General features: G+C 41.8%; 13 protein-coding genes and 1 other RNA gene. 10 read left to right on the top strand and 4 right to left on the bottom strand.

All coding sequences use genetic code 11. The features are described from left to right. Positions 1 to 7: 7 nt before the first annotated feature. The 6 genes from rpsI to ABMY35_RS01565 all read left to right on the top strand — a co-directional run bounded on the left by rpsI (position 8) and on the right by ABMY35_RS01565 (position 4668). Positions 8 to 397, top strand: a complete 390-nt coding sequence (gene rpsI, locus ABMY35_RS01590; RefSeq protein WP_058028615.1) for a 30S ribosomal protein S9 — start codon at positions 8 to 10, stop codon at positions 395 to 397. Between the two features lie 499 nt (positions 398 to 896). Then, positions 897 to 1484, top strand: coding sequence for a ubiquinol-cytochrome c reductase iron-sulfur subunit (petA, locus tag ABMY35_RS01585; protein WP_138481527.1), 588 nt, complete (start codon positions 897 to 899; stop codon positions 1482 to 1484). Continuing rightward, complete coding sequence (locus tag ABMY35_RS01580) at positions 1484 to 2782, top strand: cytochrome bc complex cytochrome b subunit (protein WP_130255570.1); 1299 nt, start codon at positions 1484 to 1486, stop codon at positions 2780 to 2782. Before petA ends, ABMY35_RS01580 begins: the two co-directional genes overlap by 1 nt. After that, a complete protein-coding gene (locus ABMY35_RS01575) occupies positions 2779 to 3516 on the top strand; it encodes a cytochrome c1 (RefSeq protein WP_058028618.1) in 738 nt (245 codons plus the stop codon). The genes ABMY35_RS01580 and ABMY35_RS01575 overlap by 4 nt, the downstream gene beginning before the upstream one ends. Positions 3517 to 3616: 100 nt before the next feature. Continuing rightward, positions 3617 to 4243, top strand: coding sequence for a stringent starvation protein SspA (gene sspA, locus ABMY35_RS01570; RefSeq protein WP_058028619.1), 627 nt, complete (start codon positions 3617 to 3619; stop codon positions 4241 to 4243). Continuing rightward, entirely contained in the window at positions 4243 to 4668 is a 426-nt protein-coding gene (locus ABMY35_RS01565; protein ID WP_349284746.1) for a ClpXP protease specificity-enhancing factor, read from the top strand. Before sspA ends, ABMY35_RS01565 begins: the two co-directional genes overlap by 1 nt. 469 nt (positions 4669 to 5137) lie before the next feature. Here ABMY35_RS01565 and dolP read toward each other — a convergent pair whose 3' ends face one another. The 4 genes from dolP to ABMY35_RS01545 are packed head-to-tail and all read right to left on the bottom strand — an operon-like array spanning position 5138 to position 8569. Next, positions 5138 to 5704, bottom strand: coding sequence for a division/outer membrane stress-associated lipid-binding lipoprotein (gene dolP / locus ABMY35_RS01560; protein WP_349284745.1), 567 nt, complete (start codon positions 5702 to 5704; stop codon positions 5138 to 5140). Further along, on the bottom strand, positions 5704 to 6291 hold the full coding sequence (locus tag ABMY35_RS01555; RefSeq protein WP_349284744.1) for an SIS domain-containing protein: 588 nt from the start codon (positions 6289 to 6291) through the stop codon (positions 5704 to 5706). The genes dolP and ABMY35_RS01555 overlap by 1 nt, the downstream gene beginning before the upstream one ends. Before the next feature lie 2 nt (positions 6292 to 6293). Then, complete coding sequence (locus tag ABMY35_RS01550; RefSeq protein ID WP_138481517.1) at positions 6294 to 6659, bottom strand: YraN family protein; 366 nt, start codon at positions 6657 to 6659, stop codon at positions 6294 to 6296. A gap of 23 nt (positions 6660 to 6682) precedes the next feature. Then, positions 6683 to 8569, bottom strand: a complete 1887-nt coding sequence (locus tag ABMY35_RS01545; protein WP_349284743.1) for a penicillin-binding protein activator — start codon at positions 8567 to 8569, stop codon at positions 6683 to 6685. A gap of 64 nt (positions 8570 to 8633) precedes the next feature. Between ABMY35_RS01545 and rsmI the strand changes: the two genes are divergently transcribed. The 4 genes from rsmI (at position 8634) to ABMY35_RS01525 (ending at position 12750) form a co-directional block, all read left to right on the top strand. Continuing rightward, positions 8634 to 9494, top strand: a complete 861-nt coding sequence (gene rsmI / locus ABMY35_RS01540; protein ID WP_349284742.1) for a 16S rRNA (cytidine(1402)-2'-O)-methyltransferase — start codon at positions 8634 to 8636, stop codon at positions 9492 to 9494. A 49-nt stretch (positions 9495 to 9543) separates the two neighbouring features. Continuing rightward, an RNA gene (rnpB, locus tag ABMY35_RS01535) (RNase P RNA component class A) lies at positions 9544 to 9904 on the top strand. Between the two features lie 230 nt (positions 9905 to 10134). After that, a complete protein-coding gene (locus ABMY35_RS01530) occupies positions 10135 to 10869 on the top strand; it encodes a transporter substrate-binding domain-containing protein (RefSeq protein WP_349284741.1) in 735 nt (244 codons plus the stop codon). A gap of 219 nt (positions 10870 to 11088) precedes the next feature. Continuing rightward, positions 11089 to 12750 carry an H-type lectin domain-containing protein gene (locus ABMY35_RS01525; protein ID WP_349284740.1) on the top strand — a complete coding sequence of 554 codons (1662 nt, stop codon included), beginning with the start codon at positions 11089 to 11091 and terminating at the stop codon, positions 12748 to 12750. Positions 12751 to 12825 lie beyond the last annotated feature (75 nt).

The raw sequence follows: 12825 nt of genomic DNA, 5'->3' as shown, positions 1-12825 counted from the left end.
CTAACTCATGGCAAATCAATACTACGGTACAGGTCGTCGTAAAAGTTCAAGTGCTCGCGTATTCTTACGCCCAGGTACTGGCAACATCGTAATCAATCAACGTTCTATCGAAGAATACTTCGGTCGTGAAACTTCTCGCATGGTTGTTCGTCAGCCTCTAGAGCTAGTTGAAATGACTGAAAAGTTTGACCTATACATCACTGTTGCTGGTGGTGGTTCAACTGGTCAAGCTGGTGCTATCCGTCACGGTATCACTCGTGCGCTTATGGAGTTTGACGAGTCACTACGTCCTACTCTACGTAAAGCTGGCTTTGTTACTCGCGACGCTCGTAAAGTTGAGCGTAAGAAAGTGGGTCTTAAGAAAGCACGTAAGAACACTCAATTCTCGAAGCGTTAATTTTTTACGTTTACAAGAATTCAAAAACCCAGCTTATGCTGGGTTTTTTGTTTTAAAAGTCCAAATATTTTTCATTTCCTATCCCAACCCACGTCAAACAATCTGTGTTCGACTTATTGTTTACCTAATATTTTCAATATTTATTGTAATTAGTGAAGATCTGACGATAAATCAGCGCTTTTTTTTGCTACAATTGCTGGGCAAGTAAAGTGAGTAAGGTTTGATGCCCTTTTGGGTACCCTCGTCTCCTCATAGATGGGGTTGATCTTGGTCAGTATATTGTGGTTATAAAAACGTTATCATAACTAACTAGCTTTCGAGGCTACGACTAAAATGGGTAGTAAAATCCATGCTTTATTAGTCTTGATACGGGTAATAACCTTGTTTTCATCAAGGTAATTATTTATGATCGCGTCTATTTTGTAGTTTCTTAATTTAACCTGCTGTAACTGATGTTCTCAATATAGCAAGTGTTGAGGATCATAGTGGAGATAAGTGGATGAGCAATGCGCCTGTAGACAACAGCCGACGTCGCTTTTTGACCATAGCTACCTCTGTTGTAGGTGGTGTTGGTGCGGCTGGAGCTGCTGTTCCTTTTATTGCGTCTTGGAATCCAAGTGAGCGAGCTAAATCTGCGGGTGCGCCTGTAGAAGTAGATATCAGCAAACTTGAGCCTGGACAATTAATTCGTGTTGAGTGGCGAGGTAAGCCTGTATGGGTTATCAATCGTACGCCAAAAATGCTTGAGCAGATGAAAGCTCACGAAGGTCAACTTCGTGATCCGCAATCTGAAGAGCCTCAACAATTAGATTCAGCTAAGAATGAATACCGTTCTAAGCGCCCTGAAATTTTCGTGGCGGTTGGTATTTGTACTCACCTAGGCTGTTCACCAAGCTTTTTTAATGGCGGCTTCGGTGAGTTCGTTGAAGGTACTGAATCAGGTTTCTTCTGTCCTTGTCACGGTTCTAAGTTCGACATGGCTGGCCGAGTATTCCAAGCGGTGCCTGCACCTCTAAACTTAGAAATCCCACCTTACACCTTTATTGATGATACAACCATTTTGGTTGGTGAAGAAGAGGTTGCATAATGGCTGGTAAACAAGATAACGCTTCAACAGGTGTTGTTGGTAACGTCATCAACTGGATTGATGACCGCATCCCAATGACACGTGTTTGGAACATGCACATCGCGCAATATCCTGCGCCAAAAAACTTTAACTTCTGGTACTTATTTGGTTCTTTAGCTATTTTAGTACTAGTTAACCAAATTTTAACTGGTATCTGGCTAACAATGAGCTATGTTCCTTCAGCTGAAGGCGCATTTGCTTCAATCGAATACATCATGCGTGATGTTGAATACGGTTGGTTATTGAGATACATGCACTCAACGGGTGCCTCGGCATTCTTCGTGGTTGTGTATTTACACATGTTCCGCGGTATGATCTATGGCTCGTACCAAAAACCACGTGAACTTCTATGGCTATTCGGTATGCTAATTTTCTTAGCATTAATGGCTGAAGCGTTCATGGGTTACTTACTACCTTGGGGTCAGATGTCATTCTGGGGTGCTCAGGTAATCATTTCACTATTCGGTGCGATTCCGGTAATTGGTGATGATCTAACTCAGTGGATCCGTGGTGACTACGTAATCTCTGGTGCGACGCTTAACCGTTTCTTTGCACTACACGTAATTGCACTACCACTTGTACTCGTTATTCTAGTATTCCTTCACATTGTTGCGCTTCACGAAGTGGGTTCAAACAACCCTGACGGTGTTGATATTAAGCGTAAGAAAGGTTCTGTGGCTGAAGAAGATAAGCCTAAGTTCCAATTCCATGAATATTACACAAACAAGAAAGACATTGTCGATGCAATCCCGTTCCACCCTTATTACACAGTTAAAGATGTATTAGGTGTAGCTGGTTTCTTAATCTTCTTCTGTTGGGTTGTTTTCTTTGCACCAGAGATGGGTGGTTTCTTCCTAGAAGCGCCAAACTTTGAAGCAGCTAACCCGCTGAAGACACCAGAGCATATCTTCCCTGTTTGGTACTTTACGCCATTCTACGCAATCCTACGTGCTATCCCTGATAAGCTAATGGGTGTAATTGCAATGGGTGCATCGATCGTACTACTGGCATTACTACCGTGGTTAGATCGTGGCAAGGTGCGTTCAATTCGTTACCGTAGTAAGTGGCACAAGCTAAACATTGCTCAGTTCGTAGTGACATTCATCATCCTAGGTTGGGCTGGTGCGACACCTCAGACTGATTTGTCTACAGTACTATCGAGAATTACGACTGTAACTTACTTCATGTTCTTCGTATTGCTATTCGTATACTCGAAGAATGAGCAGACTAAACCATTGCCTGAGAGGTTAACGAAATGATGAAGAAGCTAATTATTGGTTTATTCGCATTGCTGCCTACTTTTGCAATGGCTGCAGGTCCTTCGGTACCACTACTTGAGTCAAACCATGACTTAACTGACAATGCGTCTTTACAGCGCGGTGCTAAGTTGTTCATGAACTACTGTCTTGGTTGTCACCAAATGCAGTATCAGCGTTATGAGCGTACTTTCCGTGATATCGGTATTCCTGTAGAGATCGGTCAAGAAACGCTTATCTTCGATGGTTCTAAAGTTGGTAGTCATATCAATAATGCAATCAAGATCGAAGATGCTGCAACTTGGTTTGGTGCTCCACCGCCAGATTTAACACTAGTTGCACGTGTACGTGGCGCTGATTGGATTTACACTTACCTGAAGTCTTTCTATGTAGATGAAAGCCGTCCGTTTGGTGTAAACAACTCAGTATTCCCTTCAGTGGGTATGCCACACGTACTTCAAGAACTTCAAGGTGTGCCAACTGCACGTTTTGAAGAGGTTGAAGAACACGGTGTTAAAGTTCAAAAAGTAGTTGAAATCACAACAGATGGTTCTGGTGAGATGAGTGCTGATGAGTATGATCAAGCAGTGCGTGACTTAACGAACTTTATGGCTTATGTTGGTGAACCAACTCGCTTAAAATCAGAAGCGCTAGGTTATAAGGTATTAGGATTTTTAGTAATCTTATTTATCTTGGCCTTCTTCTTGAAGAAAGAGTACTGGAGAGATGTTCACTAATACAGTGGTGCATTTTTAAAGTAATTTTGTAATAGGGGCGCATGCCCCTATTACTGTTTATAATGATTTATTACTTATTGTAATTTTAATGGAGGTAGGCATGGCCGTAGCTGCCAATAAGCGCCCTGTAATGACGCTTTTCTCAGGTGCTAACTGTATGTATAGCCATCAAGTACGTATCGTTTTAGCCGAAAAAGGTGTGAGTGTAGATATTCACTTAGCAGAAAAAGATAACCTGCCTGAAGCGCTTCACGAAATAAACCCATATGGCACAGTACCGACATTGATCGACCGTGAGCTTGGTTTATATGAAGCGAACATCATCATGGAATATTTAGATGAGCGTTTCCCGCACCCACCATTAATGCCTGTATACCCAGTAATGCGTGGTCGTAGCCGTCTAATGATGCACCGTATCGAAACTGATTGGTATACATTAGCAGCTAAAATCAAGCAAGGTGGCAGCGATGCAGATCAGGCTCGTAAAGAGTTAACTGAAGCCCTTCTTGCAATTGCGCCAATCTTTACTGAAGCTCCTTACTTCATGAGTGAAGAGTTCAGCCTAGTAGATTGTTATCTAGCACCACTATTATGGCGTCTACCTGAAATGGGTATCGACCTTAATGGTGCAGGTGCAAAAGAGCTTAAAGAATACATGCTTCGTTTATTTGAGCGTGATTCATTCCAAGCTTCTTTAACAGAAGCTGAGCGCGAGATTAGAGCATAATGACGCCAAATCGCCCATATTTGCTCAGAGCGTTTTACGATTGGATTGTCGATAATGAATGCACGCCGCACTTGGTCGTGAACGCTGAATATCCAGCTGTTCAAGTACCAACGCAGTTTGTACAAGATGGTCAAATTGTTTTAAACATTAGTCCTAGTGCAGTGACCCACTTTGATATGGATAACCAGCAGCTAAGCTTTAATGCCCGCTTTTCTGGTCAGCCTATTCAGGTGTATGTGCCTATGGGCGCTGTACTGGCAATATATGCGCGTGAGAACGGTGAAGGTACCGTTTTTACTCAAGAAACTTTTCCTGAGTATGAAGAAGAGCCGCAGGTTGAATCTGAAGAAGTTATTGAAGCCACTGAAGAGAAGCCTAAAGAGCCTGAAAAGAAAAAAGGCGCGCATCTTCGCGTTGTGAAATAAGTGCTTTAAAGCACTTATTTGTATTTTAAAAAACCCGCTTCGGCGGGTTTTTTATTGCGGTGCAAACTAGCGTGCGAAGCACGCGCTGTTTGCGCAAGGTGAAATGAACCATTCAAAAAAATGTTGAGGTCTGGAGTAGTGAGGGAGTGAGCTAATGGAGCTGTAGAAGGTAGATATATGCTGATTACAAAGTTCTGAATCATACATTAGGGACACATGTTAAGGTGTTTAGCGTGACTTCATCACGAAATCAATTCACCTTGCGTAAAAGAACCGTACTCACTTCGTTCGCAGTCGGTAACCTTTTACACCATTCTTGCGCAAAGGAAATGAAGTGCTACGTACTTATCATTAACCCTTTGCACGTAAACTCACAATCGGAGGTGATTAGCGTGACTTCATCACGAAATCAGTTCACCTTGCGCAAAAGAACCGTACTCACTTCGTTCGCAGTCGGTAACCTTTTGCACTATAAATATTCAAAAGCTTTGATGACTCTTTTTACACCGTTGACATGACGAGCGATTTCAACCGCCATATCAGCTTCTTCTTCTGATACTAAGCCCATTAAGAAGACTTCGCTGTTTTCTGTGACCACTTTGATGTTATTACCTGTGATGGTCTCTGCTGTGAGTAGTTTGGTTTTTACTTTTGAAGTTAGCCAGGTGTCGTGGGTTTGTGTGGCGATGCCAATGCGTGTACCAATGCGCAATTGGTTATGGATATTCTTGACGGTAACGGCATTCCTGACAGCTTGTGCAGCTTGTGACATTAGATTATTAGAAGGTACTTGGCCAACAAGTAAAATGGTGCCATTGACACTGACGACACTGATATTAGCTTGCTCGCTTAGGTTCGGTACCCTTTTAAGCGCTAAGGTAGCTTTAATTTCAATGTTGTTATCGTCTATTTGCGAGCCTATAGTGCGCCTATCATTAGCTGCAGATACAGCACCCGCTGTACCAGCTACAACGGCAGCAGCACAGCCTTGAAGGAGTGTAAGAATGGTTATAATTGCTAGGTGTTTAAATGGCATTACTGATCATCCTGAGGGAACAAGGTGTTATCAATTAATTGACTAAGACAGTGCACATTGAATAAGTGTGACTCAATAATACGACTGGGGCGCTTACTTGGCGTCAATATTTCAACATCATTGGGGCCGAGTAGGCCAATTAACTCGCCTCCTTCATCACCTACTAGCGCAATGACTTTCATGTCTTTGGTAAGCGCTGCTTCTACTGCAGAAATAATATTTTTTTCATTGCCATCAATAGCAAAGACAACTAGTAGATCGCCCTGTTGTGCAAAGGCACGAACTTGACGCGAAAACTTGTCGCTATCATGCTCCGTATTGTGCATGTCTAAGTGAATATGATTTTGTGATAAAGCGATAGCAGGAAGGCAAGGTCGCTCTGTCTCATAGTGGTTTATAAGCAGACCAGCAAAGTGCTCAGCAAGCATATTACAGCTAGACTCACCGCAGCAGATTACTTTATTGCCATTAATTAAACCTTGCACGATTGTCATGGCTGCAGCTTCAAGAACATCAGGAAGGACTTCACCTGCAGCGATTTGTGCTTGAATACTCTCAGTAAAAATTGTTTTTATTGATTCTTGCATAATTAATATATGTTTTTAATCCACTTTATATTATCTGAACTAACCCCTTCGATAGCAATAAAGTCTATTCGTATAGGTAAATTCTTTAGCTTTTTGCACTCTAAGTAATGATAAATACTTCTCTGCAGCTTTTGAAGCTTAGACCGGCTTAAAGCTGCAATAGCGCCACCGTAGCTTTGGCTTTTTCTATATTTGACTTCAATAAAAACTAGGGTGCTTTGATCTTCCATGATGAGGTCTATCTCACCATATTTGCAATTATAATTACGAGCAACGGCTCTTAACCCTCGCGCCTGTAAATATTGCTCTGCTAGTTGCTCGTAGTGCATGCCTTTGGCACGCGTATTGGCAAACAATCCTTTTAGCATACAATCCCTTATTTAATATTGAATTAATCCCTTAAGCTTTCTTGGAAGCGATTATGATTTTGCATAAACAGCGGTGTTGGTTTTTGTTCTTCAAGTTGCACCAGTTGAATTTGTTTTTGTTTGTATTGTGCCCAGTTTAATCGCCTTTCAACGGTATTATTATTTTTAATGCTGAGTTTACCTGTTAGGCCAGAGTAAGCTTTACCAGGGATCTTAGCTAATTGTTTTAGTTCAGGGATAAGGTGAACGGCGTCAAAGGCCATGGCAAATAAGCGCTGCTCTATATCTGCTTGTTCAGGCCAGAGTGCATCGTATTGTGCTCTGAGATTAAACTTATCAACTGATTTGTTTAGCATCCAAGGCTGCTCAGTAAAGAATAAGCCTTCAAGGTCGCCTTTGTCAGTGTGATCCATACGCTTAGAGTAGCTTCTTGAGCTTGCGTATAGAGGAATGCGTTTGGCAAAAGTACTGACATTGACGTCAAGATAAGGCTTCAATAAACGTGTTTCGATGGCATCGCCCAGAATGTAGATGACATCAATATCCATGCGAGAACGCGTTTCACTCTCTACCTCTTTTCTGAATAGGCTTTTTACAGCTTTGATCCGCTCTTTAGAAGCGTCTACCTCAAGTAAGTTAGCTACGACTTTCGCCATATCTTTGCTATCAGTATATAGACCTACTTCTGGTTCAATCAGACTATAGTTTTGCCATTCATTTTTGAAATGATTTACGAGTCTTAAGCCTGATAGTGTATCTGGTGCCAATAACATAGGCTTTTGAAATTTCTGCGATAAGAAATGCACCATAGCTTGTTCGACTTCATGCTCAGGATTTAGGGCAAAAAAGTATTGTTCACCTGCTAAGCTAGGGGTTTCTGAAGTATTTAAATGAAGTGTTGGTGTGCTTTGGATGGCGCTGCTGTTACTCACTTTTTCGATGTTGTCTTTAAGTAACGGACCAATGATGAAGTCAAATTGTTGAGAGGCGAGTTGCCTGTCTATGTCTTCAGCACTGAGTTGCTCGTCAATAAAAGTGATTTCTGTAATCTCACTGTGATCCATTGCTGCTAAGAACCCATTTTTTAGGGCGCTGCCCAGCCGTTTGCTACTGCCACTTTGGGGTAGTAGTACAGCGATACGTTTTGCCTGATAGGGGGCAAGATTTACCGCGTTTTGAACTTTCTTGGGCAAGATGTAAGTTGCTGGGTGATTAACAAAGCGACGCTGCCAATTATTAAGCGCTTGATGAAGTTGTATACCAGAACCGATATAAATTTGTTGGTATTTTGCTAATTTTACCCAGCCCCTTTGGACCACTGTACCTCGGTCGAAGCGCTCTAGCGCATAAGATGAAAGCTGTTGCAGTGCTTGCCAGATTTCATCATTTAAATTTGCCACTTCTACTTTATCAGTGAAGCTTAAATCGGCCGCTTTAAAATAATAGGTAAGCGCTTTTTTAGGCATACCTTGAGAAGCATAAATACGGCCCATTAGATACTGATGCCACGCTTTATGCTCAGGTAGAGACAGTCGTTCTTTTAAAGTTTTAAGAATGTTGAGTGCTGTGCTGTAATTATTGAGCTCTGTTCTTGCTAGTGCGATATAAAGTTTATTTTGTACATAATCGACAGTTTCGTTTCGTTCTAATGCGAGGCAGGCTTGTTCTAAAATAGGCCAGTTTTGCTCTTTTATGGCATTTTCTCGGGCACTATAAAGTAACTGAATACGAGAAGCTCCTTGCTTGGCTCGAGCTTTGTTCAGTAGTCCTTCTGCATTGAGGAGTTCAGGTGCTTGAGTTTGCGGCTGATTCTGCACAGCACGGGGTTGAGCTGGTGATTTTTCGGTTGTACTACACGCCGATAAACCCGACAATACACCTATTACAAGACAAATTACTTTCAGTCGCACCGCAACTTCCTAACGATAAACATTCCTCAAAGGGATATCTTACTGACTGAAACTGGAGAGCTCAATGACAAAAGCACAGAATACAGACAAAATTGGTACCCTTTACGTGGTCGCAACGCCGATCGGCAACTTGGCCGATATCAGTGAGCGTGCTTTAACAACTTTAGCAGAGGTTGACTTAATTGCCGCTGAAGATACCCGTCATACGGGTAAGCTATTGAGTCATTTCAATATCAAAGCAAAAACTTTTGCGCTGCATGATCATAACGAAAAACAAAAAGCACAGCAGATTTTAGATTGGCTAAACGAAGGGCTTGATATTGCACTAGTGTCAGACGCGGGCACACCGCTTATTAGCGACCCCGGTTATGCGGTTGTGAATTTATGTCGTAACGAGGGAGCTGATGTTACGCCTGTACCTGGTGCATGTGCAGCGATCACAGCATTGTGCTGTTCGGGCTTACCGACAGATAGATTCCAGTTTATTGGTTTTACACCGGCGAAAAGCCAAGCCCGTCAGCAATTCTTTGTCGATGCATTTGAAAGTGGTATTACCAGCATCATGTATGAAAGCACTCACCGCATCATGGCTAGTCTTGAAGACCTGCAAACTGCGTTAGGTGCAGAGCAACATGTGGTGTTTGCGAAAGAACTGACTAAAACATATGAAACTTTCTTTAGTGGCTCGGTGGGTGAGTTAATTGAGTATTTGACCAATGAACCAGAGAAGCAGCGTGGCGAGCTCGTGTTAATGCTACCTGGCAAGGCCAAACAACAAGACGAAATACCAGCCGATGCACGTAAAATGCTGAGTTTACTGGAGCCTGAAATGCCACTGAAAAAAGCCTGTGGTGTGGTTGCTGAGTACTTTGGTCTGAAGAAAAATGCGCTATATAAAGCAGTAATTGCTGATAAAGAAGATTAACCGCAAAAAAGCGTGTGATTTTACTGCATCTTGCGTATAATCGCCCGCCTGAGTCAGCCGGATAATCGCTGCCTGTGACGAAAATGATCAGGGGGAGGAAAGTCCGGGCTCCACAGGGCAGGGTGCCAGCTAACGGCTGGGAGGCGTGAGCCTACGACAAGTGCAGCAGAGAGGAGACCGCCAACTTCGGTTGGTAAGGGTGAAAGGGTGCGGTAAGAGCGCACCGGGCCACTGGTAACAGTTGGTTGCAAGGTAAACTCCACCCGGAGCAAGACCAAATAGGGTTCCTTATGGTGTGGCCCACATCGGAACCGGGTAGGTTGCTTGAGCCTAGTAGCAATGCTAGACCTAGACGAATGATTATCACCTCGCAAGAGGGACAGAACCCGGCTTACAGGCTGACTCACACCCAACCGTAAATGTTTAAATTTTAAATGTTTACGGTTGGGCTTCTATATTTATTCCAACAACTCTTTCCTTTTATTTTTATTTCTATCAATCTAGTTCTTAGTATTGTTGGTTTTTTACTACGATAGCTAAAGATTAATAAATAAAAATGCCATCTAGTTTGGCCGATATATACTTTATTCAGAAGTATGCCCTATACTTTTCTTATTGTTAAATTTATAGAGAAAGGTGTATGTCAGGTCTGTTGCTCAATGCACTCATACTGTCTACAAGCCTACAATTATCTTCGCCAAATATTCAGTGGTATACTGAAGATTACCCACCTTTCAATTATCAAAGCCAAGGTCAGTTACATGGTCTAGCTTTTAATGTGCTCCGCACTGCGTATCAAAACCTTGATTGGCATATGAATGCGTCAAATATCATGCTAACCCCATGGCCGCGTGCTTATAAGGCGGTACAGCAACAAGAAAACAGCTGTGTATTTTCGATGACTTATACAGAATCTCGAGCAAAGTTATTTAATTTTGTAGGTTTGGTGATACCCAACACGGTTGCTGTGATTGCACATAAAAATAGTGGCATCTCGATTGAGCAGTTAAAACGAGATAAAACATTAACTTTTGGTGTTGTTAAAAACGATATTGGTCATCAGTCTTTATTGGATTTTGGGATCCCTGAATCTCAATTTGTTTATTTGAAAACAGGCCTTGAGCTAGTAAGAATGGTTGATTACAAGCGGGTTGATTTGATTGCATATGGTGATGCGATTGCGCGTTACCAATTTAAGCGCGCAAAAATAGACCCACAGAATTATCGTTTGTTACTCCCTTTACTAGAATCAAAGCTTGGGTATGCATGTAATAAGAGTGTGCCGAAAACACTTCTTCAGCGATTAGATAAAGCCATCAAAGCTGCTGTTTTAGCGCAACCTGAGTTATTGCAATATCATGATATCGGTGAATGAAGAGAGAAGTTAAAAACCGTTTAACCTCTGAATACGACCACTTAATTATTTACATTAATAAAATATTTGCATCTGGTCAGTGATGTTGGCATATTCTAACAAGGTTACAAAGTTATAATGGAAGCATCTACCTTTACGGATTAAGGCCCACATAAATCGGAACACATGTGTCATTTCTTTGTGTCATTTTTTATTAGGATATGAATTAGGGTTCTAATTATGCTAAAGATGCCACACACTTTTCTTTCTATTTTTGCGTTCTCAGCAACAACACTGGCTACTCAAGTTGAAGCTAATAGCTGTGAAGGTGAACTATTTTCTATTAACTCTGGTCGCGGTGCTCCAGGTGTTTTATTTAGCCTGCAAGAGCAAGATAAAACAGCTAAAGCGCTTTCAATGGCCGAATTTAGCTCAGCCGCTATGGCGTATGATTCAACATTAAACCGTATGTACTATGCGTCTTCACCAATCCCTTTTGAATATAAAGTGGATTTGAGTGAGCTTGACGCTCCAGAAGAAGTACTTGCGCAAATTCCGGTTCAGGGCGATCGATTTAAATATAGCAGACTTGCTTATTATGACTTTGCAACTAAAACACACCACAGAATAAATGGTACAACAAAATCTGTGATTGGTATGGCGTATGATGCTGAAAATGATCAGCTCATAGCCAATAGTTATGACAAATTGTATAGCATCAATAAATTAGATGGCAGCGCAACTGCGCTAATGCATTTTGATAACGCCGATGGCCAATATCGTGGCGATTTAGTGTTTAAAGATGGTGATCTGCACTTAGTGACTTCTAGTTCGGTTTATTTGATAGACCGTACAGACCCAGAAAATTACAGCATGAGTAAGTTGTCAGATCATAACCTTATCGCTGTGACTGGTGCTACTTTGGCGCAAAATGGCGATATGATGATCAGTCGTACTGTCATTAATGATCATGGTCATAAGAACCAATCTAAGCTTTATAAGCTTAACCCTCACACTGGTGGTACTTGCTTAGTTGCGACATTACCGCTTCGTATCAATGATTTAGCTACCAATACCAACAGTGCAGTGGCGTGTTATAGCCAAGACCCTTGTGCGTTAGATAACAAAATCACACTGATCTCAAATAGTATTTTTAAAGATTTGGATCATAATTGGCGTAACTATAGCTTCGGTGATACCAACTTTTATGCCCCAGCTGTATTTACCTCAGCTCCCACATTTAATGGTGGTCACGGTGGGGTGAACCGTGTGAGGAATGTCGCGCCAAATTCGTTTGACGTTGCTTTTAAGGAGTGGAATTACTTAGATCAAGTACATCCTTGGAAAGAATCATTTGACTACATGGCTCTTGAACAAGGTCGTTATACGATGACTGATGGTACTGTATTTGAAGTGGGGAGTTTCGAATTAGATGGTACTAAAACGTTTAAAGATATTAACTTTGCAGAAAGTTTTGCCAATAACCCCTATGTATTCTTACAAGTGCAAACTTATGAAGGCGGCCATACCATTGCAACCCGTGTGAAAGACATCTCAAATACCGGCTTTAAAGCTGCATTTTTCGAGCAAGATACACTTAACGAAGGGCATACTACAGAAGTAGTGTCGTACATTGCAATTATGCCAGGCACAGGCTCGACGGGGTCACTTGAAACGCAATCTGGCAGCAAAGCTTATAGCCTATTCAGTGCGGATATAGATCATAACGGTGGTCAAATTGGTGAACATTTCTATGTGTTAGCTGAGGAGACATCTAAAGACTCAGAAACAGCGCATACCATGGAAACGCTCCATGTTCTGGATGTTGCAGGCGTTAGCCTAGTTCAGCAAGTGAGTAGTAATGGTGGTGATAACTTAAGTATACGTCGTATACAGCAGTAATTATCTCTCGTAATTTAAATGAAAAGCCAGTGTTTACACTGGCTTTTTTGTGTGCGCTTATTACTTAAATAAAGG

The sequence above is a fragment of the Pseudoalteromonas sp. BZB3 genome (assembly GCF_040104455.1).
In the GTDB taxonomy this organism is placed as follows: domain Bacteria; phylum Pseudomonadota; class Gammaproteobacteria; order Enterobacterales; family Alteromonadaceae; genus Pseudoalteromonas.
The sequence above is the reverse complement of the archived record's forward strand: the minus strand, read 5'-3'. Positions and strand labels throughout refer to the sequence as shown.

What these genes read in the sequence shown, in the direction of transcription:
- ABMY35_RS01530 (WP_349284741.1), top strand. Translation starts at nt 10,135, where the DNA reads ATGTCAGGTCTGTTGCTCAATGCACTCATACTGTCTACAAGCCTACAA.
- ABMY35_RS01580 (WP_130255570.1), top strand. Translation starts at nt 1,484, where the DNA reads ATGGCTGGTAAACAAGATAACGCTTCAACAGGTGTTGTTGGTAACGTC.
- rpsI (WP_058028615.1), top strand. Translation starts at nt 8, where the DNA reads ATGGCAAATCAATACTACGGTACAGGTCGTCGTAAAAGTTCAAGTGCT.
- rsmI (WP_349284742.1), top strand. Translation starts at nt 8,634, where the DNA reads ATGACAAAAGCACAGAATACAGACAAAATTGGTACCCTTTACGTGGTC.
- ABMY35_RS01565 (WP_349284746.1), top strand. Translation starts at nt 4,243, where the DNA reads ATGACGCCAAATCGCCCATATTTGCTCAGAGCGTTTTACGATTGGATT.
- sspA (WP_058028619.1), top strand. Translation starts at nt 3,617, where the DNA reads ATGGCCGTAGCTGCCAATAAGCGCCCTGTAATGACGCTTTTCTCAGGT.
- ABMY35_RS01550 (WP_138481517.1), bottom strand. Translation starts at nt 6,659, where the DNA reads ATGCTAAAAGGATTGTTTGCCAATACGCGTGCCAAAGGCATGCACTAC.
- petA (WP_138481527.1), top strand. Translation starts at nt 897, where the DNA reads ATGAGCAATGCGCCTGTAGACAACAGCCGACGTCGCTTTTTGACCATA.
- ABMY35_RS01555 (WP_349284744.1), bottom strand. Translation starts at nt 6,291, where the DNA reads ATGCAAGAATCAATAAAAACAATTTTTACTGAGAGTATTCAAGCACAA.
- ABMY35_RS01575 (WP_058028618.1), top strand. Translation starts at nt 2,779, where the DNA reads ATGATGAAGAAGCTAATTATTGGTTTATTCGCATTGCTGCCTACTTTT.
- dolP (WP_349284745.1), bottom strand. Translation starts at nt 5,704, where the DNA reads ATGCCATTTAAACACCTAGCAATTATAACCATTCTTACACTCCTTCAA.
- ABMY35_RS01525 (WP_349284740.1), top strand. Translation starts at nt 11,089, where the DNA reads ATGCTAAAGATGCCACACACTTTTCTTTCTATTTTTGCGTTCTCAGCA.